Below are 26,658 nucleotides of genomic sequence, written 5' to 3'. Positions count from 1 at the left end.
TGAGAGATTGCGTTCCTTCACACCCCCCTCTGGCCTGCCGGCCATCTCCCCCGCAAGGGGGGAGATCGGATGTCGCATTGGCTTTCGCCAATCTCCAACGTCGCAGAAAGGGCGGTAAGGCTGAAGCTGCCAATCTCCCCCCTTGCGGGGGAGATGGCCGGCAGGCCAGAGGGGGGTGTGAAGGAACGCAATCTCTCAATCCCTGCAGCGATGAACCGGCACCCTATCATTTGCGGCAATTGATGCACAGGCGTCGTCCGCTATCTATTTTCCGCACAACGGTTGCGTGTTCGCTCGCGTTGCCATCGGCCGCACAAAGGCGGACAATGCTGCATCACAAATACAGGGAGAGAAACCATGATCGAATACGGTCATTTCATCGGCGGCAAGCGTGTCGCTGGGACCAGCGGCCGCAAGCAGGACGTCATGCAGCCAATGGACGGCACGGTGCGCGGCACCGTGGCACTGGCTTCGCAGGCGGAACTGCGTGCGGCGGTGGAAAACGCCAAGGCGGCGCAGCCTGGCTGGGCGGCGACCAACCCGCAGCGGCGCGTGCGCGTGTTGATGAAGTTCCTCGAACTGGTCGCCAAGGAGTATGATGCGCTGGCCGACATTCTGGCGCGCGAACACGGCAAGACCATCGCCGACGCCAAGGGCGACATCCAGCGCGGCCTGGAAGTGGTCGAGGCCTGCATCGGTGCACCGCATATGATGAAGGGCGAGTTCACCGACGGCGCCGGCCCCGGCATCGACGTCTATTCAATGCGCCAGCCGCTCGGCGTCGTTGCCGGCATCACGCCGTTCAATTTTCCGGCGATGATCCCCTTGTGGAAGATCGCGCCGGCTATCGCTTGCGGCAACGCCTTCATCCTGAAGCCTTCGGAGCGCGATCCAGGCGTGCCGATGCGCATCGCCGAATTGTTCATCGAGGCCGGCCTGCCGGCGGGCATCCTCAACGTCGTCAACGGCGACAAGGACGTGGTCGACGCCATCCTCGACGACCCTGACATCAAGGCTATCGGTTTCGTCGGCTCGACGCCGATCGCCCAGTACATCTATTCGCGCGGCTGCGCGGCCGGCAAGCGCGTGCAGTGCTTCGGCGGCGCCAAGAACCACATGATCATCATGCCCGACGCCGACATGGACCAGACCGTCGACGCGCTGATCGGCGCCGGCTACGGCTCAGCCGGCGAGCGCTGCATGGCGATCTCGGTGGCTGTCCCTGTCGGCAACGACACCGCCAACCGGCTGATGGAAAAGCTGGTGCCGCGTGTCGAAAGCCTGAAGGTCGGCCCGTCGACGGATTCGTCCGCCGATTTCGGCCCGCTGGTGACGGCTCAGGCGCTGGAGCGGGTCAAGGGCTATGTCGATACCGGCGTCAGGGAAGGCGCCAAGCTGGTCGTCGACGGCCGCGGCTTTTCCATGCAGGGCTATGAGAACGGCTACTATATGGGCGGCTGCCTGTTCGACAACGTGACCGCCGATATGCGCATCTACAAGGAAGAGATCTTTGGGCCGGTGCTCTCGGTGGTGCGCGCGCCGACTTACGAGAACGCGATCAAGCTCGCCAACGACCACGAAATGGGCAACGGCGTCGCCATTTTCACCCGCGACGGTGATGCGGCCCGCGACTTCGCTTCGAGGGTCCAGGTCGGCATGGTCGGTATCAATGTGCCGATCCCGGTGCCGATCGCCTACTACACGTTCGGTGGCTGGAAAGCGTCTTCCTTCGGCGACCTCAACCAGCACGGACCGGACGCATTCCGTTTCTACACCAAGACCAAGACGGTGACCTCGCGCTGGCCGTCAGGTGTGAAGGACGGCGCCGAATTCGTCATCCCGACGATGAATTAGCCGGTCGACAAACAGCTCCAGATTTTTTGATTGAAGACGAAAAAGGCCCGGCTAGAAACCGGGCCTTTCTGTTGGCCGGTCTCGCACCGTATCTGCGTGAACGCTAATGTGATGGAACCAGGCGGGCAGCAGAAGTCTTAAAATTGCAATCCCGCCGCGAAGAAGGCGCGGTAGACCAACCAACGGCGCTGGCAACAGCTTCGGGCACCAGCGCAAGGAGGTGTCAGATGACACGTCTTATGGTGTCGATACTTTGCGCGGCGGCTGCCGCGCTTTCCGCCGCCCCGGCAACAGCGGCCGAACAATGCGCGCCACGAGCCGACATGATCAAGGCGCTCGGCGAGAAGTTTCGGGAAAATCCGACCGCGCTCGGCGTCGTCAATCCGAATGTGATTGTTGAAGTCTTCGTTTCCGACCAGGGCACCTGGACCATCCTGGCCAGCGACACACGCGGTCAAAGCTGCGTGGTTTCGGTGGGTGAAGGCTGGGAGAGCGCGATGACGACAGCGGCGCTGCCAGGTACCTGAGCCCGCAGCCGCCTTAGCATAGCCGCGCCAGGCCGCGGTTCTCGTGACGACCATGAAACGGATCCACAGGCGCCCCAGCGGGCGCCTGCTTGCGCTTTTTCCTTGCCGACACCATATATGGAACATAGTGGGAACATTAGGAATCGTCCCCGCTGATGACAGACCGGAACACAGAAAGGAACGACGCGATGACGTCGGAACCCGGCCTGAATCGTTCCGGCAAAATGAGGGCTCTCCCTTTGTCGGACGTGATAGCAAAGGAAGTGCCCTATGGCGCGCAAATCGCTGTTGGTTGGGTTGAAAACCCTGATTCTTGCTGGGGCATTGGCGGTGGGTACGAACGCCGCAAGCGCCCAATATCAATATTGCGTTGAACATGGCGATCTCGTCGCCCACCTAAGCGAGCAGTTCCAGGAAAGACAGTTTGCTTTCGGGCTGATCGGTCAGATGGCGATTATGGAAGTCTATGTCGCCGACAGCGGAAGCTGGACGATCATCGTCACCGACGTCGCCGGCAGAAGCTGCATCGTCGCGGCCGGCGAACATTTTGAAAACGTGGTGATCCCGACCGACCAGGACGCATGACCGAATTGAACGATGCTCAGCGCCTGGCCGGCGCCGGATGGACGGAACTCAAAGAGCCGGCCGAAGGGTTGATGCCGATCTCCTAGCGCGTCGCAGCCGCCTCGGCATGGCCGCGCAGCAGCGCCATCAGGCGCTTGGCATCTTTGGCGGCGGCGTCTTCGTCGCCGGCGAGGATCGAGCGGATCAGCGCGACGTGGTGCTCTGCCGATTCCGCCAGTCCGGTTTCGACCTTGTAGCGGAACCAGAAGCGGCGGCTGTGGGTCTGCAAGGGGGCTGCCAGCCGTGCGGCGAAGGGGTTGTCGGCCGCCAGCGCCAGCGCATCGTCGAGCGCCTTGTCGGCCTGAATGAAGGCCAGCACATTGCCTGATATCACCGCCTTCTGCATCGCCAGCGCTGCATCGTGAAACAGATCGGCAGCCTCACGGGTGACGAATCGGGCGGCCGAGCGGGCAAGAACCACCTCGACGCCACGCCGTGCATCGAGAACGCGCAACCAGTCGCCGGGATGGAGCGGGGCAATGGCGATGCCGGCACGCGGCCGGACATCCAGCAATCCTTCCCAAGCCAGCCGCTGGATCGCCTCGCGCACCGGCGTGCGGCCGAGCCCCAGCCTGTCAATCAGCGCGCCTTCGGTGATGAAGCTTGCAGGCGCCAGTTCGAGCGTCACGATCATGTGCTCGAGCACGCGGTAGGCTTTCGCCGCCACTGGCTCGAATGCCGGGCTTGTTCCACTGTATATCAACGGCGAGCCTCCTGATATATTTTTGATATATCATAGCGAAATCCGTGTTGACAGTCGGTTTGTTAATAAATATACGACTGATATATCAGATGGAGCGACCGCCATGTGGACTGGAGTTTTCCCCGCCGTCACGACCAAATTCACCGAGGACGACGGCCTCGACCACGGCGAGATGGAGCGCTGCTTTGCGCTGCAGATGCAGGCTGGCTGCGACGGCATCATCGTCTGCGGCTCGCTCGGCGAGGGGCCGATGCTCTCGCATGACGAGAAGATCGAGGTGCTGAAGACCGCCCAGAAGATCGCCGGCAATAGGCCGGTTCTGCTGACGGTCAACGAAGCCGGCACGCGCGAGGCGGCGGCGAGCGCGCGCCGCGCCGCCAAAGCGGGCGCTAACGGCCTTTTGGGGGTGCCGAGCCCGATCTAACACACCAATGCGGAGCCGACGGTCGCGGCGCGGCGCGCCGTCGCCGAGGCCGGCGACCTGCCGGTGATGATCTATTCCAACCGGCTTGCCTATCGCGTCGACGTCACCGTCGACCAGATGGAGGAACTGGCGAAGGACAAGCGCTTCGTCGCCATCAAGGAATCCTCCGACGACATCCGCCGCTCGACCGAAATCATCAACCGCTTCGGCGACCGTTACGACCTGTTCACCGGCGTCGACAATCTGGCGTTCGAGGCGCTGTCGGTCGGCGCCATCGGCTGGGTGGCGGGACTGGTCACCGCGTTTCCGCGCGAGACGGTCGCGATCTACCAATTGATGAAGCAGGGCCGCCGCGAGGAGGCGCTGAAAATCTACCGCTGGTTCCGGCCGCTGCTCGACCTCGACGTGTCGACCTATCTGGTGCAGAACATCAAGCTCGCGGAGGTCCTGGCGATCAACACCAACGACCGCGTGCGCATGCCGCGCCAGCCGCTGTCGGGCGAGCGCCGCAGGATGGTCGAAAAGATCGTCAGGGATGCACTGGCGGTGCGGCCGGCACTGCCACAATTCTAAGGGTGGCAATGTCGCAGACCCCCTCATCCGGCCCTTCGGGCCACCTTCTCCCCGACGGGGAGAAGAGGCTGACGCCAGCGTTGGCGACACCTTCTCCCCTCGGGGAGAAGGTGGCCGCGAAGCGGCCGGATGAGGGGGCTGGCTACAAGGTACCGAGCGATGCGGAGGCCGAGCCATGCAGCGTGGCGCGCAGCCATGAATAGCGATGCTGCAATCGACATCGCCATTATCGGCGGCGGCATCATCGGCATCTGTGTCGCCGCCTATCTGGCCGAGGCAGGACGAAACGTCACGATCTTCGATCGGACGGGGATCTGCGAGGAGACGAGTTCCGGCAATGCCGCAGCCCTGGCCTTCTCCGATGTGCTGCCGCTGGCCCACAAGGGCATGATCAGGCATCTGCCGAAATGGCTTGCCGACCCGCTTGGCCCGCTCAGCATCCCGCCCGCCTACCTGCCGAAGCTGCTGCCGTGGCTAATTCGCTTCTGGCGCGCCGGACAAAGCAACCGCTACGAGGCCAGCCTCGCAGCGCAGGCCGGGATGATGCGGCTCGCCGAGGCCGAATGGGCCGGGCTGATGGCGCGCTCGGGCACCCAAAACATGCTGCGCGAGGACGGCTCGCTCGAACTTTACGAGAGCGAGGCCGAGTTCAAGGCGTCGCTGTCCGGCTGGGCGGCCAGGCAACGCTTCGGCATCGGCTTCAGCCATGTCGAGGGCGACGCTCTCGCCGCCTTGCAGCCGGGCCTGTCACCGCGCTTCGTCAAAGGCACTTTCGTGCCGGGATGGAAGACCGTTACGGATCCGAAATTATTGGGCAAGGCGATCTGGGCCTTTGCCGAAACCAACGGCGCGCGTTTCGAAAAGGCGAGGATCGACCATGTCGGGGCGGGACAGGACGGCGCGACATTGACGCTGGCCGACGGCACGGTGCGGCAAGCAAAATGCCTCGTCATCGCCGCCGGCGCCTGGTCGCATCTCCTGGCGAAACATCTCGGCGACCGCATCCCGCTCGAAACCGAGCGCGGCTACAACACGACGCTGCCGAAGACCGCTTTCGACGTGAAGCGGCAACTGATCTTCTCCGGCCACGGCTTCGTCGTCACGCCGCTTGAAACCGCTGTGCGCGTCGGCGGCGCGGTCGAGCTCGGCGGCATCGAGCGGCCGCCCAACTACGCCCGCTCGAAAGCGCTGCTCGACAAGGCACAAAAATTCCTGCCGGGGCTTGATCCGGCCGGTGGCCGCGAATGGATGGGGTTCCGGCCGTCGCTGCCGGATTCGCTGCCGGTGATCGGTGGCGCCAGGCAGGCCGGCACGATAGTCTATGCCTTCGGCCACGGCCATCTCGGCCTGACCCAGGCGGCTGCCACTGGACGCCTGGTCCGCGATCTCATTCTCGGCCAAAATCCGGTGTTTGATCTGACTCCGTTTTCTCCGAACCGCTTCTGACGGGAGCTAGAAATGGCGCGCCACTCCTTCTTCTGCATCGACGGCCACACCTGCGGCAATCCGGTGCGGCTTGTCGCCGGCGGCGGACCGCTGCTCCAGGGCGCGACGATGATGGGGCGGCGCGCGCATTTCCTGGCCGAATACGACTGGATCCGCACCGGGCTGATGTTCGAGCCGCGCGGCCATGACGTGATGTCCGGCTCGATCCTCTACCCGCCGACGCGGCCCGATTGTGACATCGCCATCCTGTTCATCGAAACCTCTGGCTGCCTGCCAATGTGCGGTCACGGCACCATCGGCACGGTGACGATGGCCATCGAGTACGGGCTGATCAAGCCGAAGACGCCGGGTTTGCTCAGGCTGGACACGCCGGCCGGCCTGGTCACCGCCGAGTACAAACAGGTCGGCGAACATGTCGAGGAGGTGCGCATCACCAACGTGCCGTCTTTCCTCCATGCCGAGGGACTGACGGTCGAATGTCCGCATCTCGGCGAGATCAGCGTCGATGTCGCCTATGGCGGCAATTTCTACGCCATCGTCGAGCCGCAGAAGAACTATCGCGACTTGGCCGACCACTCTGCCGGCGACCTCATCGCCTGGAGCCCGGTGGTGCGGCAGCGGCTCAACGAGAAGTACGCCTTCGTGCATCCCGAGAATCCCGGCATCGACCGGCTGTCGCATCTGCTGTGGACGGGTGCGCCGACCGACAGCCAGGCGGATGCGCGCAACGCCGTCTTCTATGGCGACAAGGCGATCGACCGATCGCCTTGCGGCACCGGCACCTCGGCGCGGATGGCGCAGCTTCACGCCAAGGGCAAGCTTGGGACTGGCGACGAATTCGTCCATCAATCGATCATCGGCTCGCTGTTCAAGGGCAGGGTCGAGAAGGAAGTCACGGTGGCGGGCAAGCCGGCGATCATTCCCTCGATCGGCGGCTGGGCGCGCATGACCGGATTGAACACGATCTTCATCGACGATCGCGATCCGTTCGCGCATGGATTCGTCGTCAGATAGAGAGCATCCTGACGCAGGGGAATCGAACGGAACGCCAAGATCGATTGCTTCGGCGGCGCAACGATCCCGCTCATCAACTTATTTTGACGGCGATTCCTTCGAAAACGGGGTGCATGTCGACGCCGAATCGTCAAAGACATTGCCTTATGCCAATGATAGGGTCCGCCATAGTCCAGAGGCCGGAAGGGAAAGAACGGGCAATCCGATCGCGTGCTTCAAAATCACGCATGCCGATTAAAAAATGACGTTGCAATCCGGGCTCGAAACTTTACGACTAAGGGAAATACGAAAAGGAATGCGTCTGCATGGGCGACATTCCAGGGGAGCAACGGCAGCATGCAGTATTTTGTCCAGCAGCTTATCAATGGGCTGACGCTGGGATCGATCTATGGGCTGATCGCGATCGGCTACACGATGGTCTACGGCATCATCGGCATGATCAATTTCGCCCATGGCGACATCTTCATGGTCGGGGCCTTCGCCGCCCTCATCGTTTTCCTCATCCTCGGTGCGTTGTTCTATTCGGTGCCAGTGGTCTTAGCGCTCCTGGTCATGATGATCGTCGCGATGCTGTTGACCAGCCTGTACAATTGGACGATCGAAAAGCTGGCCTATCGGCCGTTGCGCGGCTCGTTCCGGCTGGCGCCGCTGATCACCGCGATTGGCATGTCGATCGTGCTGTCGAACTTCGTCCAGGTGACGCAAGGGCCGCGCAACAAGCCGGTCCCGCCGATGGTGTCCAAGGTCTACAACATCGAAGGCATCAGCGTGTCGCTGAAGCAGATCATCATCGTCCTGGTCACCATAGTCCTGCTGGCGCTGTTCTGGTACCTGGTCAACAAGACCTCGCTGGGTCGAGCGCAAAGGGCGTGCGAGCAGGACCGCAAGATGGCCGCACTGCTCGGCATCGACGTCGATCGCACCATCTCGATCACCTTCATCATGGGCGCCGCCCTTGCCGCCGTCGCCGGCACGTTGTTCCTGATGTATTACGGTGTGGTGGTGTTTTCCGATGGCTTTACGCCCGGTGTGAAGGCATTTACTGCCGCGGTGCTCGGCGGCATCGGCTCGTTGCCCGGCGCCGTGCTCGGCGGGCTGATGATCGGCTTTATCGAGAGCATGTGGTCGGCCTATTTCTCGATCGACTACAAGGACGTCGCCGCCTTCTCCATCCTGGCGATCGTGCTGATCTTCCTGCCTTCCGGCATTCTGGGCCGGCCAGAAGTCGAAAAGGTCTGAGACCATGGCGGTCACCGCATCTCCGGAACGCGACGTCGTTGCCACCCCCGTCCAGCGTGCCACGCGCGAGGCGCTTTACGCGGGCGCCATCGTGCTTGGCCTGTTCGTGCTGTTCATCGGCCTGAAGACCGATCAGAACATCAGCAACGAGCTGATCCTGGTGCAGCGCTGGGGCCTGCTCGCCGTGGTGATGATCGCCACGATGGTCGGCCGCTTCCTTTACGTCGCCTATGGCCAGCCCTTCCTGGCCAAACAGAAGATCGCCGATGTCGCCACCGGCCTGTTGCCAGCCAGCGTCGCGACGCGGTTCTTCCGGTTGCCGTATTTCATCGCGGCCATCGCCATAGTGGCCGTGCTGGTTCTTCTGGCCGGCTCCCTCGATGGTTTGCTGGGGCCGGCTCTTGCCGGTTATGCACGGTTCGTGCGGGCGCTGGCGATCATCTATGCCCTGGCCTCGGTGCTGTTCTATTTCCGCAGCTTCATCCAAGCCCACTTCTCGGGCCTGGGCATAACCGCGCTGGCGCTCTATCCGATCGTCGTCGTGCTGGTGCTTGCCCTCTATACGGGATCGATGGTGGGCGGCTTCCAGGGCTCGCTGAAATGGGTCGACAATTTCGGCATCCAAATCCTGATCTATGTGATGCTGGCCTGGGGACTGAATATCGTCGTCGGCCTCGCCGGTTTGCTTGACCTCGGCTATGTCGCCTTCTACGCCGTCGGCGCCTATGCCTATGCGCTGCTCGGTACCCATTTCGGCCTGTCGTTCTGGATCCTGCTGCCGGCTGCCGGCGCCATGGCCGCGTTCTGGGGCGTCATGCTCGGCTTTCCGGTGCTGCGCTTGCGCGGCGACTATCTGGCGATCGTGACGCTCGCCTTCGGCGAGATCATAAGGCTGGTGATCATCAACTGGCGCGAGGTCACCAACGGCTCGGCCGGCATTTCCGGTATCCCGAAGGTCTCTTTCTTCGGCCTGATATCGTTCAACGTGTCGGATCCGAACTACATCTCGAAGGTTCTCGGCATCGCCCAATCTGGCGCCTACTACAAGATCTTCCTCTACTACCTGATCCTTGGGCTCTGCCTGCTGACGGCCTTTGTCACCATAAGGCTCAGGCGCATGCCGGTCGGCCGCGCCTGGGAAGCGCTGCGTGAAGACGAGATCGCCTGCCGCTCGCTCGGCATCAACACCACCACCACCAAGCTCACCGCCTTTGCCACCGGCGCCATGTTCGGTGGCTTCGCCGGCTCGTTCTTCGCCGCAAGGCAAGGCTTCGTCAGCCCCGAATCCTTCATCTTCCTGGAATCGGCGATTATCCTCGCCATCGTCGTGCTCGGCGGCATGGGCTCGCTTGTCGGCATTGCCGTCGCCGCCCTGGTGATGATCGGCGGCACCGAGGCGCTGCGCGAACTCGATTTCCTGAAGCAGGTCTTCGGCCCAGATTTCACGCCGGAACTCTACCGCATGCTGCTGTTCGGCATAGCCATGGTCATCGTCATGGTGTGGAAGCCGCGCGGCTTTGTCGGCAGCCGTGAACCGACAGCCTTCCTCAAGGAGCGCAGGGCCGTATCCGGCTCCTTCACCAAGGAGGGCCACGGCTGATGAGTGATGCGAGCCCCTCCGTGAACGATGCCATCCTGCAGGTCGAGCATATGTCGATGAAGTTCGGTGGCCTAGTCGCCATTGGCGACCTGTCATTCCAGGCCAAGCGTGGCGAGATCACCGCGCTGATCGGCCCGAACGGCGCCGGCAAGACCACCGTATTCAACTGCATCACCGGCTTCTACAAACCGTCGGAGGGCATGATCCGCTTCGCCGGCAGGGACGGTGGGGAGTTCCTGCTCGAGCGGATGCCGGATTTCCAGATCACTGCCAAGGCCAAGGTCGCCCGCACGTTCCAGAACATCCGCCTGTTCTCCGGCATGACGCTGCTGGAGAACCTGCTGGTGGCGCAGCACAACAAGCTGATGAAGGCATCCGGCTACACCATCCTCGGCCTGTTCGGCTTCAGCGGCTACCGGACAGCATCGGCCGAGTCGATCGACCTGGCCAAGCACTGGCTGGAGAAGGCCAACCTCGTCGACCGAGCCGACGATCCGGCCGGCGACCTGCCCTACGGCGCGCAACGGCGCCTGGAGATCGCACGGGCGATGTGCACGGGTCCGGAACTGCTCTGCCTCGACGAACCGGCCGCCGGCCTCAATCCGAAGGAATCAATGGCGCTCAACGCGCTTTTGATGGACATCAAGGATACCACCGGCACCTCGATCCTGCTGATCGAGCACGACATGGCGGTGGTCATGCAGATTTCCGACCATATCGTGGTGCTCGAATACGGGCGCAAGATCTCGGACGGCAGTCCGCAGGCGGTACGCACCGACCCGCGCGTCATCGCCGCCTATCTCGGCGTCGAAGACGAGGAGGTCGAGACGGTGCTGACCGAGGTCGGCGACGAAGACGTCATCGAGCAGCTGGATACGGGTCCAGATTCGGCGCACGGCCCAGGCACATCATCTTCATATCTCGCCGGGCCGGTGACCGACACGATCGGCCACAGCGAGGGCGAACGCGTCACGGTGTCGAAGGGCGCCTCGAAAGCCGGGCAGGTCGACGCAAGGTCGAGCGCCGCGGCAAGCAAGGCAGCCTCGCCGGCGGCAGCCAAGCAATCCTCTGCCGCGAAATCCTCAGCGGCAAAGCCAGCAACCAAGGCTCCGGTAAAGCCGAAGACACCGGGCGTCTCCAACCGGCGCGGAGGGCGTAAATAATGGCCGGCACGACGCTGCTCGATATCAAGGGCGTCCAGACCTACTACGGCAACATCAGGGCGCTGAACGGCGTCGATGTCACCGTTAAGCAGGGCGAGATCGTGGCGCTGATCGGCGCCAACGGCGCCGGCAAGTCGACGCTGATGATGACCATTTTTGGTGCTCCACGGGCGCGGGCGGGCACCATCACCTTCGCCGGCACCGACATCACCCAATTGCCGACCCATGAGATCGCGCGCATGCGCATCGCCCAGTCGCCGGAGGGACGGCGCATCTTCCCGCGCATGACGGTGATGGAAAATCTGCAGATGGGCGCCAGCCTCGACAACCTCCAGCATTACGACGAGGACGTCGAGAAGGTGTTCACGCTGTTTCCCCGCCTGAAGGAACGCATTGCCCAACGCGGCGGCACGCTGTCGGGCGGCGAGCAGCAGATGCTGTCGATCGGACGTGCGCTGATGGCGCGGCCGAAGCTGCTCCTGCTCGACGAGCCGTCGCTGGGCCTGGCGCCGCTGATCGTCAAGCAGATCTTCGACGCTATCCGCGAGTTGAACCGCACGCAGGGGCTGACCGTGTTCCTGGTCGAGCAGAACGCCTTCGGCGCGCTGAAGCTCGCCACGCGCGGCTATGTCATGGTCAACGGCAATGTGACGATGAGCGGCACCGGCAAGGAACTGCTCGCCGATCCGGATGTGCGCGCCGCCTATCTCGAAGGCGGCCATCACTGAGTTCAGGAGTCTTCATCATGCAGGGCATTCTCTATGAGGAACCCTCGGTCTGGCATTTCTTCTTCGTCACCTGCCTGCTTGGCGGCTGGGCGGCATGGATGACGGGCAAGGCCTGCGCCCAAACATGGCGCAGCTTCGTCCAATTGTTCGCTTACATGCTCGGCCTCGGCATCGCCGTAAGGTTCATCCATCACGCACTGTTCGGCGGCACGATGTTCTCGCTGCAGTACTACATCGTCGACACCATTGTCCTGATGATATTGGGCTTCATCGGCTATCAATACACGCGCACCAACCAGATGGTGACACAGTATAACTGGCTCTACGAAAGAGCATCGCTTTTGAGCTGGAAACCAAAAGGTTGACGTTCACCATTAACGCCGTTCCGGGGATGAATCGGCGTGACAAGTGCCTGAAAATCGGCAAAGTACGTTTTCTGCGAGTAAAAGTGGGCATCGCATGAAAGCATCATCCACGCCCACTCTGTAAATGGGAGCGTTTTACATGAGAAAATCACTTTTGTCCGCCGTCGCCCTGACCGCGCTCGTCGCGTTCAGCGGAAGCGCGTGGGCTGACATCCTGGTCGGCGTTGCCGGTCCGATCACCGGTCCGAACGCCGCCTTCGGCGCGCAACTGCAAAAGGGCGCCGAACAGGCTGTCGCCGACATCAATGCGGCCGGCGGCATCAACGGCGAGCAGGTCAAGCTCACGGTCGGCGACGACGTCTCCGATCCGAAGCAGGGCATCTCGGTCGCCAACAAGTTCGTCGCTGACGGCGTCAAGTACGTGGTCGGCCACTTCAACTCGGGCGTTTCGATCCCGGCATCGGAAGTCTACGCCGAGAACGGTATCCTCGAGATCACCCCGGCTGCGACCAATCCGAAGTTCACCGAACGCGGCATGTGGAACACCTTCCGCACCTGCGGACGCGACGATCAGCAGGGCAAGGTTGCTGGCGACTATCTCGCCGCGAACTTCAAGGATGCCAAGATCGCTGTCATCCATGACAAGACGCCTTATGGCCAAGGCCTCGCCGACGAAACCAAGAAGGCGCTTGCAGCCAATAGCGTGACCGAGGCCATGTATGAAGGCATCAATGTCGGCGACAAGGATTTCTCGGCCCTCATCGCCAAGATGAAGGACGCGGGCGTCTCCGTCGTCTACTATGGCGGCCTGCACACCGAAGCCGGCCTGATCATCCGCCAGCTCGCCGACCAGGGCCTCAAGGCAACCTTCATGTCCGGCGACGGCATCGTGTCAAACGAATTGGCCTCCATCGCCGGCGACGCCGTCGACGGCACGCTGATGACGTTCGCTCCGGATCCGCGCAAGAATCCGAACGCCAAGGAACTCGTCGAGAAGTTCCGCGCGGCCGGCTTCGAGCCTGAGGCCTATACCCTCTACTCCTACGCGGCGATGGAAATCATCGCGGCCGCCATCGCCAAGGCCGGTTCAGCCGATGACGCTCAGAAGGTAGCCGAGACCATCAAGTCGGCCGGCCCCTGGAAGACCACGATCGGCGAGATCGGCTATGATGCGAAAGGCGACATCACCCGTCCGGATTACGTCATGTACACCTGGAAAAAGGGTGACGACGGCAAGTACACCTATGTCGAGAACGCACCCGGCAAGTAACCGGACGTTGCTACATAAAATGCCCGGCGCCTCGCGCCGGGCATTTTTCATGGGAGTTTCCCGAAAGCTTGATCGGGACTGCGAGGCGTTGTCGGGACCGACACGCAATGTGTTAACGCGATAGATCAAACTAAATCGGTTTAATCGCTTCCTTCGATTTTGTTTGCACTGCAGCATTTTCGCGTTAATCATGTCGTCAGTACCCTTCCGTTCGCGTCCGGAGCCTGTCCTTGGCAATCTCGAAGATCCTTGTCGCCAATCGCTCCGAAATCGCCATCCGCGTCTTCCGCGCGGCCAACGAACTCGGCCTCAAAACCGTTGCGATCTGGGCCGAGGAGGACAAATACTCGCTGCATCGCTTCAAGGCCGACGAAAGCTATCAGGTCGGGCGCGGGCCGCATCTGACCAGGGATATGGGGCCGATCGAAAGCTATCTGTCGATCGAGGAAGTGATCCGCGTCGCCAGGCTTTCGGGCGCCGATGCCATCCATCCGGGTTACGGGCTGTTGTCGGAAAGCCCTGAGTTCGCCGAAGCCTGCGCCGGCGCAGGCATCATTTTCATCGGACCCAAGCCGGATACGATGCGCAGGCTCGGCAACAAGGTCGCTGCACGCAACCTGGCGATCGAGGTCGGCGTGCCGGTAATTCCCGCTACCGATCCCTTGCCGGACGACATGGAAGCGGTGAAGGCACTCGCCAAGACGATCGGCTATCCGGTGATGCTGAAGGCATCGTGGGGCGGCGGCGGCCGCGGCATGCGCGCTATCCGCTCGGAAGCCGATCTCGCCCGCGAGGTGACGGAGGGCAAGCGGGAAGCGAAAGCCGCCTTCGGCAAGGACGAGGTCTATCTCGAAAAGCTGATCGAGCGCGCCCGCCATGTCGAGGTGCAGGTGCTGGGCGACATACACGGCAATGCCGTGCACCTGTTCGAGCGCGATTGCTCCATCCAGCGCCGCAACCAGAAGGTGGTCGAGCGCGCGCCGGCGCCGTATCTCGAAATGTCGCAGCGCGAAGAGCTTTGCGGTCATGCGCTAAAGATCGCCCGCGAGACGAGCTATATCGGCGCCGGCACGGTCGAATTCCTGCAGGATGCCGACACCGGCAAATTCTACTTCATCGAGGTCAACCCGCGCATCCAGGTCGAGCACACCGTTACCGAGCAGGTGACCGGCATCGACATCGTCAAGGCGCAGATCCACATCCTCGATGGTTTCGCCATCGGCACGCCGGAATCGGGCGTGCCGGCGCAGAAGGATATCAGGCTCAACGGCCACGCGCTGCAGTGCCGCATCACCACGGAAGATCCCGAGCAAAATTTCATTCCCGACTATGGTCGTATCACCGCCTATCGCGGCGCCACCGGTTTCGGCATCCGCCTCGATGGCGGCACAGCCTATTCGGGCGCGGTCATCACCCGTTTTTACGACCCGCTGCTGGAGAAGGTGACGGCCTGGGCGCCGACGCCGGCCGAGACCATCGCCCGGATGAACCGGGCATTGCGCGAGTTCCGCATTCGCGGCGTGGCGACCAATCTCACCTTCCTCGAGGCGATCATCAATCACCCGAGTTTCGCCGATAATTCCTACACGACCAAGTTCATCGACACGACGCCGGAACTGTTCGCGAGCGTGAAGCGGCAGGACCGCGCGACCAAGCTGCTCAACTACCTCGCCGACGTCAGCGTCAACGGCCATCCCGAGACGCGCGGCCGACCGCAGCCGAAGGCCGATGCGGCGGCGCCCATGGTGCCCTATCTCAACGGCAATGTGCCCGATGGCAGCAAGCAGAAGCTCGACGCGCTTGGGCCGGAGAAATTCGCGGCCTGGATGCGCGCGCAGAAAGAGGTGCTGGTCACCGACACGACGATGCGCGACGGACACCAGTCCTTGCTCGCGACGCGGGTGCGCACATATGACATCGCCGGCATTGCCGGCACCTACGCGCGCGCGCTGCCGCAGCTTTTGTCGCTCGAATGCTGGGGCGGGGCGACCTTCGACGTCGCCATGCGCTTCCTCACCGAAGACCCGTGGGAACGGCTGTCGTTGGTGCGGGAGGCTGCGCCCAATTTGTTGCTGCAGATGCTTTTGCGCGGCGCCAACGGCGTCGGCTACACCAACTATCCCGACAATGTCGTCCAGCATTTCGTCAAACAGGCAGCCGTCGGCGGCATCGACCTGTTTCGCGTCTTCGACTGTTTGAACTGGGTCGACAACATGCGCGTCGCCATGGACGCGGTCGGCGCCGAAGGCAAACTGATCGAAGCGGCAATCTGCTACACCGGCGATATACTCGACCCGGCCCGCGCCAAATACGACCTCAAATACTACGTCGCGCTGGCCAGGGAGTTGCAGGCGGCCGGCGCCCATATCGTCGCGGTCAAGGACATGGCCGGCCTCCTAAAGCCCGCGGCGGCACGAGTGCTGTTCAGGGCGCTGCGCGAAGCGACCGACCTACCGATCCATTTCCACACGCACGACACGTCAGGCCTCTCGGCGGCGACGGTGCTGGCTGCGGTGGACAGCGGCGTCGACGCCATCGACGCGGCGATGGATTCCTTGTCGGGCAACACCTCGCAGCCTTGCCTGGGCTCGATCGTCGAGGCGCTGAAGGGCACCGAGCGGGATCCCGGCCTCGACCCGCAATGGATCAGGAACATCTCGTTCTACTGGGAGGCGGTGCGCAACCAGTATGCCGCCTTCGAGAGCGACCTGAAGGGGCCGGCCTCGGAAGTCTACCTGCACGAAATGCCGGGTGGGCAGTTCACTAATCTCAAGGAACAGGCGCGCTCGCTCGGTCTGGAGACGCGCTGGCACGAAGTGGCGCAGACCTATCATGACGTCAATCTGATGTTCGGTGACATCGTCAAGGTGACGCCGTCGTCCAAAGTCGTCGGCGACATGGCGCTGATGATGGTGAGCCAGGACCTGACGGTTGCCGATGTCGAAAATCCGGCCAGGGATATCGCCTTCCCCGACTCGGTCGTGTCGATGCTGCGCGGCGACCTCGGCCAGTCGCCCGGCGGCTGGCCGGAGGCACTGCAGAAGAAGGTGCTGAAAGGCGACAAACCGATCACCGTACGGCCCGGTTCGCTGCTGAAAGCAGCCAATCTCAAGACCAGCCGCAAGGAGATCGAGGACAAGCTCGAGCGCAAACTCAACGAATTCGAATTCGCCTCGTGGCTGATGTACCCAAAGGTTTTCTCCGACTTCGCGGCAGCGCAGGAAACCTACGGGCCGGTCAGTGTGCTGCCGACGCCGACCTATTTCTACGGCATGAAGCCGGAAGACGAGATCTTTGTCGACATCGAGAAGGGCAAGACGCTGGTGGTGCGCTGCCTGGCCATCGGCGATGTCGACGAGAAGGGCATGGTTACGGTGTTCTTCGAGCTCAACGGCCAGCCGCGCCGGATCAAAGTGCCGGACCGCGCGCATGGCGCTTCCGCCGCCAAGGCGCGGCGCAAGGCTGAGCCGGGCAACGAGGCGCATGTCGGCGCGCCGATGCCCGGCGTCGTCTCGGCGCTTGCCGTTGCCGCCGGCCAGGCGGTCAAGGCCGGCGACGTGCTGCTGTCGATCGAGGCGATGAAGATGGAGACGGCATTGCATGCCGAGCGCGACGGCACAATCGCCGAAGTGCTGGTCAAGGCCGGCGATCAGATCGACGCCAAGGATCTGCTGATCGCATTCGGATGAGACAGAAATGTTGCCCAGGCAGAGTTGTCTGCGTCTGGCGGCAGCCCTTCATGCCGCATCGATAACAGCTTGACCCGCCGCCCCCGGTCGGGCATCGAACCGCTGCAAATTCGCCGCGACAGTTCCTGAGTCGCGGCATGGAAAACGACGCGGAGAAAAAATGGCCGACGACATCACCGAAACCAGCCAGACTGTTGCCGCCGGCCAGCTGCGAGCCTTCATCGAACGCATCGAGCGGCTCGAAGAAGAGAAGAAGACGATCGCCGACGACATCAAGGAAGTGTTCGCCGAGGCCAAAGGCACCGGCTTCGACACCAAGGCGATGCGGTCGATCATCCGGCTGCGCAAGAAAGATCAGGCCGAGCGGCAAGAGGAGGAAACCATCCTCGACCTCTACAAAGCCGCTCTCGGCATGGTGTAAGGCTGATAACAGCCCTGGGCGCCGGTTGCGGCGCCCTCAACGGGTCGAACCATGAGCGAATTCGACTTCGGCGTCCGACGCGCCTCTGAATTCCGCCAACGCGGCTTCTGGACGCTGTTCGCGGAACGGCATCCGGAAGAAAGGGCTCTGATGGCGCGGCGCGGACCCTGGTTCTGGCAGCGCGGGCTGCCCGACTTCGCATTGGTCCTTTCCATGTATGTCGCGCCGGCGCAGAACCATGTCGGCGTCTTCTTCGGGCGCAACGAGAAGTTCGGTGCCACGGAAGCCTGGTCGCGGTTGAAGCCGTTCCAGCCGGCGATCGAAGACAGGTTGAAGCTCGGGCCGGAACAGAGTTGCGAGGGCCTCGGCATCAATTCGCTGTGGCGGGTGAACTGCTTTGCCGAGGACAATTGGCCGGCCATGGCCGACTGGCTGGTGACGGAAGCATCGCGCTTCGAGCGCGCCGTTGGCGAGGTGCTGGGCGAGGGTGGCGAAACCGGTTCGTGAATCGCCTGCCTGTCGGCGGCTTGACCCTAAAGCGAGTCGCGTCTGAAGCGAGTCGTGCGACGCGCTTTAGTTTGTTTTTATGCATGCCGTTACCCCAACCGCTGCGCACTTTTGGGCGACATGCATTAGTTCGGCTTCGCCGTGTCGCGGCCGATCGCATCGAGATGGTGTTGCAGCGCCAGATGGTCGAGCGCATCCATCGGCAGATTGGTGAACAGCGAGATGCGGTTGTTGAGCATCCGATACGCATCGGCAAAGGCAAGGTGCAGTTCGGCTTCGGTGCCGTCCGCCTTGGCTGGGTCTGGTATAGACCAGAGCGCGGTCATCGGATGACCCGGCCAGATCGGACAAGTTTCGTTTGCGGTGCTGTCGCAGAGCGTGAAGACGAAGTCCATTTCCGGCGCGTCGGGCTCGGCAAACTCGTCCCAGCCCTTCGAACGGGCGAAGCTCGTATCGTAGTTGAGGCTTTCGAGCAGCTGCAGTGTGTAGGGATTGACCTCGCCCTTCGGCTGCGAACCGGCGGAAAAAGCCATGAACCTGCCGGCACCGATCCGATTGAGGATGGCTTCGGCCATGATGGATCGCGCCGAATTGGCGTTGCAAAGAAACAGCGCGTTGTAGACATTATCGCTCATCTCAAGACCTCCTTGGCAGGCGACTGGATGATGGAGGCGGCAGATTCCGGCAAGGTTGTCTTTGCCGAGATGCCGACAAGGGCGACGTAGAAAGGTTTCACGACCGTTTGATGACAATCTTCCAAATCATACGCTTGCGTGCCGATGATCGACTTGCGTTGACAGGCTTGCTGCTTTGGACATCTCTGCGGCTATCGAATGAGAGAAAGCCGCATCGATGAGTGCGCCGGAGACGTTCGAAGGCGAAGACGGAAAGGCAAGCCGTGCGGCGGGTTTCTTCCGCTCGCGCTGGCAAGGCACGGCCCCGCTCGACCGGCTGTTCTGGCGCGATCTTGTCCTTGTCGGCACGGCGATCAATATCGCATTGTCGGTGCTGGCACTGATCCTGCTCGGGCTGAAGCTGCCGCTCGCTCTCGTTCTGGCGGTGCATTTCGCGCCGGTGCCGTACAATTTTTTTCTGACTTTTGCGGTGTGGCGGACAGCCGAGAAATCCGGCGGCCTCAAGGCTTCGCTGATGACGCTGGGGGCTGTGCTGTGGCTGATACTGGTGGTGGTGATCTGACGAGACAGCAAAGGCCGGCCGAAGCCGTCCTTTGACAACGCTGAATTGCACAACCTTGAATTGCAGTCAGGCAGCCGGCTCGAATTTCAGCGCGACCCCGTTGATGCAATAGCGCAGGCCGGTCGGCGGCGGGCCGTCCTCGAAGACGTGGCCGAGATGGCTGCCGCAGCGGGCGCAGTGGCATTCGGTGCGGACCATGCCGAAGCTGCGGTCGACGGTCGTCTCGACCGAACCGGGCACCGGATCGTTGAAGCTTGGCCAGCCGGTGCCGCTCTCGAACTTCAGCTTGGATTCGAACAAAGGCTGGTCGCAGCCGGCGCAGGAAAAGGTGCCGGCGCGCTTCTCGTGGAGCAGGGCGCAGCTGCCGGGCCGCTCGGTGCCCTGATTGCGCATCACCGCATATTGCTCCGGCGTCAGCCGGGCGCGCCATTCGGCATCGGTGCGGGTGACTGGGTAGGTGTGACTATCCATTTTTTGCCTCTTAGTTCATGCCGCTATTGGGGTTGTCTTCCCAAGTTCGCCTAAAATAGGCATTTGTTACGGCGTTTGCCGGTATTTCCGATGCTGCCGCGAAGAATTCCTCAGGCGATCGCCGCGAGATACCGCGCAACCGACCCTGCAAATGCCGTCTTTGCATCTCCGAGGACGTTCTGGTTCCACCATGCGCCGTAGATATGGTCGAACGCGTACGGCTCCAGCGCAGCCTCGATGCCGAGCACTTTCGCCGCATTGAGCGGGATATAGTTCGGGTAGCTGTACATGAAGCTGACATGGCGGCGCGTTGGTGTCACCTGCAAGATGTCGCCGGCCAGGATGGCGTCGCCGCCGTCGCGCTTCCAATGCAGCACCTGGCCACCGGCAAAGTGACCGCCGCAACGGATAAGTGTCAGCGAGGTGTTTAGGGCGCGCGTCTCGCCCTCCCAACTGATAACAGCCGGATGCGGCCGCATGATCCACTGACGGTCATCGGCGTGCAGATAGATCGGCACGCCGCCAAACGCCTCGCTCCACTCGACCATTGCCGAATAATAATGGCAGTGCGAAATGGCGATCGCGGTGAGGCCGCCTCGTCGGTTGATTTCGGCCACCGCCTCGTCGCTGACCATCGAGATGCAGTCCCATAGTACGTTGCCGTGCGGGGTTTGTGCCAGCAGCGCCCGCTGACCGATGGCGAAGCGCGGCCCGATGCCGAAGGCGAGCACGCCAGCGTCGTCTTTCATCACGATCCGATGCCCGGCGGCGAGCTCTTGCGGCGTGATCCAGGCCTGGCCCTCCCAGCGCACATATTGCCGCTCGTCCTCGCAGATCGGGCAATGTTGCGGCGGGGTCGCTGCCGCCGCGAACTGGACGCCACACTGCAAGCAGAGGAAACAGGTCGATCTTCCTGTTTTGCGTGAATCCATCAGTGCTTCCTTGAAAGCTGCTTCGTCGCGGCTTCGAGCCCGGCGAGCGTCAGCGGATACATGCGGCCGCCAAAGATATCGCGGATCATGGCAATCGAATGGGTAAAACCCCAGTGCTTTTCGCTTTCGGGGTTGAGCCACACCGCGTTCGGCCATTGCTGCAGCAGACGGCCGAGCCAGACAACGCCGGCCTCCGGATTCCAGTGCTCGACCGAGCCGCCAGGATGCGCGATCTCATAGGGGCTCATCGAGGCGTCTCCGACGACGATCACCTTGTAATCCGGACCGTATTTGTGGAGGAGGTCGAAGGTCGGGATTACCTCCGCATGGCGGCGGCGATTGTCCTTCCACACGCCCTCGTAGAGGCAGTTGTGGAAGTAAAAGTATTCGAGCTGGCGGAATTCGGCGCGGGCGGCCGAAAACAGCTCCTCGACGCTTTTGATGTGGTCGTCCATCGAGCCGCCGACATCGAAAAACATCAGCAGCTTTACGGCGTTGCGCCGCTCGGGCCGTGTCTGCACGTCGAGATAGCCGTGCTCGGCAGTGGCGTGGATGGTGCCGGACAGGTCGAACTCCTCCCCGGCGCCTTCGCGCACCCAGCGGCGCAGGCGCTTCAGCGCGATCTTGATGTTGCGGGTGCCGAGCTCGACGGCATCGTCGAAATTCCTGAACTCGCGCTTGTCCCAGACTTTCACCGCGCGGCGGTTGCGGCTCTCATGCTGGCCGATGCGCACACCTTCGGGATTGTAGCCATAGGCGCCGAAGGGCGAGGTGCCGCCGGTGCCGATCCATTTCGAGCCGCCCTGGTGGCGGCCCTTCTGTCCCTCCAGCCGCTTCTTCAGCGTCTCCATCAGCTTTTCGAAACCGCCCAGGGCCTCGACCAGCTTTTTGTCTTCATCGGTCAGGTGCTTTTCGGCAAGCCGCCGCAACCATTCCTCCGGAATGTTTTCGACGTCGACCGCATTTTCGCCAGCCAGCGCCTCAACGCCCTTGAAAATGTGTGAAAAGACCTGGTCGAAACGGTCGATGTGGCGCTCGTCCTTCACCAGTGCGGCGCGGGCAAGATAGTAAAACCCCTCGACGTCATAGTCGACCAGCCCCGCCTCCAGCCCTTCCAGCAGCGACAGATACTCCCGGAGCGAGACGGGAACCCGCGCAGCCTTCAGTTCGAGGAAGAAGGGGATGAACATCGCATCAATTATAGTAAATCATATTCGATGAAGCCGGTGCGGCGCGCCACGTGATCGTAGAGCTTGCGCGCGGTGGTGTTGGTCTCGTGGGTCATCCAGTAGACGTTCTTGACGCCGACCTTGCCGGCTTCCTGCTTGACCGCTTCGATCAGGGCGGCGCCGACGCCCTTGCCGCGCACATCCGGGTCGGCGAACAAATCCTGCAGATAGCAGTTGTTCATCTGCGACCAGCAGGAGCGATGGTAGAGATAGTGCGTCAGGCCAACCGCCTTGCCGTCGAGGGTGGCGACAAAACCCTTCGGTTCGAACTCACCCGCCGCGAACAGCCGCTTCCAGGTGACGGCGTAGACCTCTTCCGGCAGCTTGGTTTCGTAGAAGGTGAGGTAGGCAGTCCACAGACGCTGCCAGTCGGCGTGGTCGGATTGTGCCAGTGGGCGGACGGTGATCTCGGTCATTTCATTTCCTTCCGAAGCTTTCGGCCCAAGCTGCCTCGGTGCCCGGCCCGCGGCAACGGTCCAGCAACGGGAAAGCGCTGTCCGCCGCTGCATGCCCGGCCCTCCGCTATGGCTTCGGGCGTTCGTCGGCCTTTGGCCGACCGCTCCTCACCCCTGCCTTCTCGCCATGAATGCCAGGCGCTCGAATAGATGGACGTCCTGTTCGTTCTTCAAAAGCGCGCCGTGCAGCTTGGGGAGCGCGTTCTTCAGGTCGGCGCGCAAATCCTCGGGCGCGATGTCGTCGGCGACCAGCAGGCGGATCCAGTCCAGTGCCTCGGAGGTCGACGGCTTTTTCTTCAGACCCGGCACGTCGCGGATCTCGTAGAACTGGGTCAGTGCGGCGCGCACCAGGTTCTGCTTGATGCCGGGATAGTGCACGTCGACAATCCTGTGCAGCGTCTCGACATCGGGAAAGCGGATATAGTGGAAGAAGCAGCGGCGCAGGAAAGCGTCCGGCAGTTCCTTCTCGTTGTTGGAGGTGATGATGACGATCGGGCGCACAGCGGCGCGGACCGTTTCGCCGGTCTCGTAGACGAAGAACTCCATTCTATCGAGTTCCTGCAACAGATCGTTGGGGAATTCGATATCGGCCTTGTCGATCTCGTCGATCAGAAGCACGACCTTCTTGCCGGCGGCGAAGGCGTCCCACAGCTTGCCGCGCTTGATATAGTTCCTGATGTCGTTGAAGCGCTCGTCGCCGAGCTGGCTGTCGCGCAGCCGCGAGACGGCGTCATACTCGTAGAGGCCCTGTTGCGCCCTTGTCGTCGACTTGACGTGCCATTCGATCAGCTCGAGGCCGAGCGCGGCCGCCACTTGCCTGGCCAGTTCGGTCTTGCCGGTGCCGGGCTCGCCCTTAACCAGCAATGGCTGCTCCAGCGCGATCGCCGCATTGACCGCCACCATCAGATCCTTGTCGGCGACATAGGCCGCCGTGCCTTCGAAACGCATTCTTGCTCCTCGGTTTTTCATGGTAATCGTAAGGAGACGGCCCAGCCTGTGCAAGGCGCCGCGGCGAGGGCGCGGTGAAACCTCGTGCCGCGCAGATGCAAGGCAGAACCTGATGACGAATTAAGCCACGGAGCATGGCCCGTCTCTCTGGCGCTTGGCCGATCGCCAGCCTATATTGGTCGTGACGGTCTGCGCTTCCCGGCAGGAGAACATTTTCCCCGGGGCCTTAATGATCCCTAGGGAGCTGTCCCTGGGAAGACCCGTGGGTTTTCTCATACGGCGCCCACCTACTTTGTAGGTTCCCGGGATCGCTCTCTCCACCGGTTGTGTGGATCGTCACTCGACGCAAAGGATCTACTGACGCTTCGGTGGATCATGCGGTAGAAAACGTCGCTCCCAAAGCTCCAACCAGATCCGACCTTTCTACCTTGGCTCCATGACCTCTCCCAAAGACCTGAAGAAACATCTCCGCAAGGAAGCACTCGGGCGCCGCGATGCGCTCGATCCGTTCTGGCGGGTGGAGGCAGCGCTCGAAATGGCCGAGGCGGCGCGGGACAGCATTACGATAGAGCCGGGCCAGATCGTCTCCGGCTTCTGGCCGATGCGCTCGGAAGTCGACGTCCGGCCGCTGATGTTCGCCTTGCGCGAAAAGGGAGCAAGGCTTTGCCTGCCGGCAATTCTCAACAAGACCACCATCGTTTTTCGCGAACTGGTGCGTGGCGCACCGATGATCGACATGGGGTTCGGCACCGTCGGGCCGCATGAAGAGGCCGAGGTGCTCGATCCCCAGGTGATGCTGGTGCCGCTTGCCGCCTTCGATGCACGAGGCCACCGGATCGGCTATGGCGCCGGTTATTACGACCGCGCGATCGCGCGGCTGGTCGACAAGGGGCAGCCGCCTAGGCTGATCGGCATTGCTTTCGAGTGCCAGGAGGTGGCGCTGGTGCCGGACGAGCCGCATGACGTGATCATTCCGGAAATACTCACCGAGAGCGGGTTGCGCCGGTTCGCGCCGAAATTGTAGATAAGTTCCTGGACGCATGGTCTTTTTCGAAAGTCATGCAGCTTTCTTGCTTTGCTGACCTTCGGTTCGGGATCATGTTTATATGAGACTTCTCTTCCTCGGCGATATGGTCGGCAAGACGGGACGCACGGCGGTGTGGGAACAACTGCCCGGCCTGATCTCAGATTTCAACCTCGACTTCGTTATCGTCAACGGCGAGAACGCCGCCGGCGGCTTCGGCATCACCGAAGAGATCTTTCGCGAGACGATCTCGGCGGGTGCCGATGTCGTCACCACCGGCAACCATGTCTGGGACCAGCGCGATGCGCTGGCTTTCGCTCCGCGCGAGGAACGGTTCCTGCGTCCGTCCAATTTCCCCAAGGGCACGCCGGGGCGGGGCTCCGGCGTTTACATCGCCAGGAACGGCGCGCGCGTTCTGGTCGCCAACATCATGGGCCGGGTGTTCATGCATCCCGAACTCGACGATCCGTTCCAGGCCGGCGAGCGCGAGCTTGCCGCCTGCCCGCTCGGCGAGCAGGCCGATGCGGTGGTCATCGATTTCCATGCCGAGGCGACCTCTGAAAAAATGTGCTTTGCGCATTTCGTCGACGGCCGCGCCAGCCTGGTCGTCGGCACCCACACGCACCAGCCGACCGGCGACCATCATATCCTCAATGGCGGCACCGGCTATATCTCCGACGCCGGCATGTGCGGCGACTATGATTCCTCGCTCGGTATGGACAAGGAGGAGCCGCTCAACCGGTTTCTGTCGAAGGTGCCGAAAGGGCGCTTCGAGGCGGCGACCGGCCCAGCGACATTGTGCGGCGTCGGCGTCGACATTTCGGATCGCAGCGGCCTGACCGAGCGGATTGCGCCGTTTCGTCGCGGACCGCGGCTGGAGGAAACGGCGCCATCGTTCTGGTCATGACATTGATGTAAGCGATTGTACTACCTAATTGCCGGCTACGCCTGCTTCAGATCGTAAGAGGGGACGACCTCCATGCAGCTCATCGAATTCCTGGCGCCGCATTTCGCCTTTGTCTCCGATCCGACCGCATGGGTAGCGTTGCTGACGCTGATTGTGCTGGAGGTCGTGCTCGGCATCGACAATCTGATCTTCATCTCGATCCTGACCAACAAATTGCCGGAGGCACAAAGGGCCCGCGCCCGGCGGCTCGGCATTTCTGCCGCGCTGATCATGCGGCTGGTTCTGCTTGCCACCATCTCGATCATCGTCCAGTTGACGGCGCCGGTATTCACTGCCTTCGGCCATGGCTTTTCCTGGCGCGATCTGATCCTGATCGCCGGCGGCCTGTTCCTCGTCTGGAAGGCGACCAAGGAGATCCACCACACGGTCGATCTCGAGGATCACCAGGACACGATGATGGGCGACACGCTGCAGCTTTCGCTGGCCGGCGCCATCTTCCAGATCCTGCTGCTCGACCTCGTCTTTTCGATCGATTCGATCATCACCGCGGTCGGCATGACCGACGAGATCGCCATCATGTACATCGCCGTGATCGTGGCGGTCAGCGTGATGATGCTGGCGGCCGGGCCGCTCGCCAACTTCATCGCCAAGAACCCCAGCATTGTCATGCTGGCGCTGAGCTTCCTGCTGATGATCGGCATGACGCTGATCGCCGACGGCATGGGCTTCCATGTGCCGAAGGGCTACATCTACGCCGCCATGGGTTTTTCCGCCCTTGTCGAGGGCCTCAACATGCTGGCTCGACGTCGCAGAAAGGCAAGGGCCGGCGGGCACTGAGCCCGGCGCGCCTGGAGACGCCGCTGCGTTCTAACCTGCCGGCACGCCCTTCGGGTGACGGTCGCCGATCAAGCCAAGCGTCAGGCCTTGCTCCAGCCACGCCTTGGCGCCGGCGAGCACCAGCGCGAAGCCATCGGTCGAGCCGATCGCCTGCTTGACCTGCTCGTCGGCACTGCCAGCAAAACCGAAATTGCGAACCTCGACAAAGGTCGTGCCGCCCGGCAGCTCGGTAAAGGTCCAGACCACCGTTGTCGGCGGATCGCTCCATTGCATGACGATTTTGTCGTCCCGGACGATCTCGCTGACCGTGACCGGCGTCGAGACGCCATACGTGCGCCATTCCCAGCGAACCTCGTTGCCGCTGTCCAACCTGTCGCTGCCATGGGTGAACCAGAATTTCGTCGTGATCGCCGGATCGACGATGGCTTCGAACACTTCTGCGACCGGCCGCCGGATCAGCATGCCGGCTTCGGCGGTCGGTGTCTCACGGATGTCCATATCGTCCTCCTTC

26 protein-coding genes, 1 other RNA gene and 1 pseudogene are annotated in these 26,658 nt (G+C 62.3%); 20 read left to right on the top strand and 8 right to left on the bottom strand.

Features of this window, described 5'->3' with window-relative positions; translation table 11 throughout:
• Nucleotides 1-357 precede the first annotated feature (357 nt).
• The 3 genes from AC0L3N_RS27775 to AC0L3N_RS27765 all read left to right on the top strand — a co-directional run bounded on the left by AC0L3N_RS27775 (nucleotide 358) and on the right by AC0L3N_RS27765 (nucleotide 2,966).
• Entirely contained in the window at nucleotides 358-1,854 is a 1,497-nt protein-coding gene (locus tag AC0L3N_RS27775; protein WP_473550696.1) for a CoA-acylating methylmalonate-semialdehyde dehydrogenase, read from the top strand.
• Nucleotides 1,855-2,081: 227 nt separating this feature from the next.
• On the top strand, nucleotides 2,082-2,381 hold the full coding sequence (locus AC0L3N_RS27770; protein ID WP_473550694.1) for a hypothetical protein: 300 nt from the start codon (nucleotides 2,082-2,084) through the stop codon (nucleotides 2,379-2,381).
• A gap of 270 nt (nucleotides 2,382-2,651) precedes the next feature.
• Nucleotides 2,652-2,966: a hypothetical protein gene (locus tag AC0L3N_RS27765; protein ID WP_473550693.1), complete on the top strand. Its 315-nt coding sequence runs from the start codon at nucleotides 2,652-2,654 to the stop codon at nucleotides 2,964-2,966.
• Between the two features lie 82 nt (nucleotides 2,967-3,048).
• On the opposite strand, the gene AC0L3N_RS27760 is transcribed toward AC0L3N_RS27765, so the two are convergent.
• A complete protein-coding gene (locus AC0L3N_RS27760) occupies nucleotides 3,049-3,639 on the bottom strand; it encodes a GntR family transcriptional regulator (protein ID WP_473550699.1) in 591 nt (196 codons plus the stop codon).
• Between the two features lie 172 nt (nucleotides 3,640-3,811).
• Here AC0L3N_RS27760 and AC0L3N_RS27755 point away from each other — a divergent pair.
• From AC0L3N_RS27755 to AC0L3N_RS27700, 12 genes and pseudogenes are all read left to right on the top strand, one after another.
• Nucleotides 3,812-4,705, top strand: a pseudogene (locus AC0L3N_RS27755) (dihydrodipicolinate synthase family protein).
• 195 nt (nucleotides 4,706-4,900) lie between these two features.
• Complete coding sequence (locus AC0L3N_RS27750; protein ID WP_473550691.1) at nucleotides 4,901-6,151, top strand: NAD(P)/FAD-dependent oxidoreductase; 1,251 nt, start codon at nucleotides 4,901-4,903, stop codon at nucleotides 6,149-6,151.
• Between the two features lie 12 nt (nucleotides 6,152-6,163).
• Nucleotides 6,164-7,165: a 4-hydroxyproline epimerase gene (locus AC0L3N_RS27745; RefSeq protein ID WP_473550689.1), complete on the top strand. Its 1,002-nt coding sequence runs from the start codon at nucleotides 6,164-6,166 to the stop codon at nucleotides 7,163-7,165.
• A 336-nt stretch (nucleotides 7,166-7,501) separates the two neighbouring features.
• Nucleotides 7,502-8,404: a branched-chain amino acid ABC transporter permease gene (locus AC0L3N_RS27740; RefSeq protein WP_473550688.1), complete on the top strand. Its 903-nt coding sequence runs from the start codon at nucleotides 7,502-7,504 to the stop codon at nucleotides 8,402-8,404.
• 4 nt (nucleotides 8,405-8,408) lie between these two features.
• The gene (gene livM, locus AC0L3N_RS27735; RefSeq protein ID WP_473550686.1) at nucleotides 8,409-10,004 is read left to right on the top strand and encodes a high-affinity branched-chain amino acid ABC transporter permease LivM; all 1,596 of its coding nucleotides are present in this window, start codon (nucleotides 8,409-8,411) and stop codon (nucleotides 10,002-10,004) included.
• Complete coding sequence (locus AC0L3N_RS27730; protein WP_473550685.1) at nucleotides 10,004-11,167, top strand: ABC transporter ATP-binding protein; 1,164 nt, start codon at nucleotides 10,004-10,006, stop codon at nucleotides 11,165-11,167. Before livM ends, AC0L3N_RS27730 begins: the two co-directional genes overlap by 1 nt.
• Nucleotides 11,167-11,895, top strand: coding sequence for an ABC transporter ATP-binding protein (locus AC0L3N_RS27725; RefSeq protein ID WP_192361325.1), 729 nt, complete (start codon nucleotides 11,167-11,169; stop codon nucleotides 11,893-11,895). Before AC0L3N_RS27730 ends, AC0L3N_RS27725 begins: the two co-directional genes overlap by 1 nt.
• A gap of 17 nt (nucleotides 11,896-11,912) precedes the next feature.
• Nucleotides 11,913-12,260, top strand: coding sequence for a DUF6867 family protein (locus AC0L3N_RS27720; protein WP_123151164.1), 348 nt, complete (start codon nucleotides 11,913-11,915; stop codon nucleotides 12,258-12,260).
• A 139-nt stretch (nucleotides 12,261-12,399) separates the two neighbouring features.
• Nucleotides 12,400-13,530 carry a branched-chain amino acid ABC transporter substrate-binding protein gene (locus tag AC0L3N_RS27715; RefSeq protein ID WP_077380711.1) on the top strand — a complete coding sequence of 377 codons (1,131 nt, stop codon included), beginning with the start codon at nucleotides 12,400-12,402 and terminating at the stop codon, nucleotides 13,528-13,530.
• A gap of 230 nt (nucleotides 13,531-13,760) precedes the next feature.
• Complete coding sequence (gene pyc / locus AC0L3N_RS27710; protein WP_473550683.1) at nucleotides 13,761-17,219, top strand: pyruvate carboxylase; 3,459 nt, start codon at nucleotides 13,761-13,763, stop codon at nucleotides 17,217-17,219.
• A 160-nt stretch (nucleotides 17,220-17,379) separates the two neighbouring features.
• Nucleotides 17,380-17,640, top strand: a complete 261-nt coding sequence (locus AC0L3N_RS27705; RefSeq protein ID WP_023800031.1) for a DUF2312 domain-containing protein — start codon at nucleotides 17,380-17,382, stop codon at nucleotides 17,638-17,640.
• Nucleotides 17,641-17,691: 51 nt separating this feature from the next.
• On the top strand, nucleotides 17,692-18,147 hold the full coding sequence (locus tag AC0L3N_RS27700) for a hypothetical protein (RefSeq protein WP_473550682.1): 456 nt from the start codon (nucleotides 17,692-17,694) through the stop codon (nucleotides 18,145-18,147).
• Between the two features lie 125 nt (nucleotides 18,148-18,272).
• On the opposite strand, the gene AC0L3N_RS27695 is transcribed toward AC0L3N_RS27700, so the two are convergent.
• Complete coding sequence (locus tag AC0L3N_RS27695) at nucleotides 18,273-18,782, bottom strand: arsenate reductase ArsC (protein ID WP_473550680.1); 510 nt, start codon at nucleotides 18,780-18,782, stop codon at nucleotides 18,273-18,275.
• 217 nt (nucleotides 18,783-18,999) lie between these two features.
• Here AC0L3N_RS27695 and AC0L3N_RS27690 point away from each other — a divergent pair, with 217 nt between their 5' ends.
• Nucleotides 19,000-19,344, top strand: a complete 345-nt coding sequence (locus AC0L3N_RS27690; RefSeq protein WP_473550679.1) for a hypothetical protein — start codon at nucleotides 19,000-19,002, stop codon at nucleotides 19,342-19,344.
• A gap of 66 nt (nucleotides 19,345-19,410) precedes the next feature.
• Here AC0L3N_RS27690 and msrB read toward each other — a convergent pair whose 3' ends face one another.
• The 5 genes from msrB to AC0L3N_RS27665 all read right to left on the bottom strand — a co-directional run bounded on the left by msrB (nucleotide 19,411) and on the right by AC0L3N_RS27665 (nucleotide 23,379).
• Entirely contained in the window at nucleotides 19,411-19,815 is a 405-nt protein-coding gene (msrB, locus tag AC0L3N_RS27685; RefSeq protein ID WP_473550678.1) for a peptide-methionine (R)-S-oxide reductase MsrB, read from the bottom strand.
• 110 nt (nucleotides 19,816-19,925) lie between these two features.
• Nucleotides 19,926-20,747, bottom strand: a complete 822-nt coding sequence (locus AC0L3N_RS27680) for an MBL fold metallo-hydrolase (protein WP_473550676.1) — start codon at nucleotides 20,745-20,747, stop codon at nucleotides 19,926-19,928.
• Nucleotides 20,747-21,937, bottom strand: a complete 1,191-nt coding sequence (locus AC0L3N_RS27675; RefSeq protein WP_473550675.1) for a vWA domain-containing protein — start codon at nucleotides 21,935-21,937, stop codon at nucleotides 20,747-20,749. The genes AC0L3N_RS27680 and AC0L3N_RS27675 overlap by 1 nt, the downstream gene beginning before the upstream one ends.
• Before the next feature lie 8 nt (nucleotides 21,938-21,945).
• Entirely contained in the window at nucleotides 21,946-22,392 is a 447-nt protein-coding gene (locus tag AC0L3N_RS27670; protein ID WP_123151172.1) for a GNAT family N-acetyltransferase, read from the bottom strand.
• A gap of 147 nt (nucleotides 22,393-22,539) precedes the next feature.
• On the bottom strand, nucleotides 22,540-23,379 hold the full coding sequence (locus AC0L3N_RS27665; RefSeq protein ID WP_473550673.1) for an AAA family ATPase: 840 nt from the start codon (nucleotides 23,377-23,379) through the stop codon (nucleotides 22,540-22,542).
• 183 nt (nucleotides 23,380-23,562) lie between these two features.
• Here AC0L3N_RS27665 and ssrS point away from each other — a divergent pair.
• The 4 genes from ssrS (at nucleotide 23,563) to AC0L3N_RS27645 (ending at nucleotide 26,147) form a co-directional block, all read left to right on the top strand.
• A non-coding RNA gene (gene ssrS / locus AC0L3N_RS27660) (6S RNA) lies at nucleotides 23,563-23,718 on the top strand.
• 97 nt (nucleotides 23,719-23,815) lie between these two features.
• Entirely contained in the window at nucleotides 23,816-24,403 is a 588-nt protein-coding gene (locus AC0L3N_RS27655; protein WP_123151174.1) for a 5-formyltetrahydrofolate cyclo-ligase, read from the top strand.
• An 82-nt stretch (nucleotides 24,404-24,485) separates the two neighbouring features.
• Nucleotides 24,486-25,310: a TIGR00282 family metallophosphoesterase gene (locus tag AC0L3N_RS27650; RefSeq protein ID WP_123151175.1), complete on the top strand. Its 825-nt coding sequence runs from the start codon at nucleotides 24,486-24,488 to the stop codon at nucleotides 25,308-25,310.
• 72 nt (nucleotides 25,311-25,382) lie between these two features.
• Nucleotides 25,383-26,147, top strand: coding sequence for a TerC family protein (locus tag AC0L3N_RS27645; protein WP_473550672.1), 765 nt, complete (start codon nucleotides 25,383-25,385; stop codon nucleotides 26,145-26,147).
• 30 nt (nucleotides 26,148-26,177) lie between these two features.
• On the opposite strand, the gene AC0L3N_RS27640 is transcribed toward AC0L3N_RS27645, so the two are convergent.
• On the bottom strand, nucleotides 26,178-26,645 hold the full coding sequence (locus tag AC0L3N_RS27640; RefSeq protein WP_123151177.1) for an SRPBCC family protein: 468 nt from the start codon (nucleotides 26,643-26,645) through the stop codon (nucleotides 26,178-26,180).
• Nucleotides 26,646-26,658: the final 13 nt, after the last annotated feature.

The sequence above is a fragment of the Mesorhizobium sp. WSM4807 genome, assembly GCF_055811615.1.
This window is presented reverse-complemented; position numbering and strand designations above follow the sequence as displayed.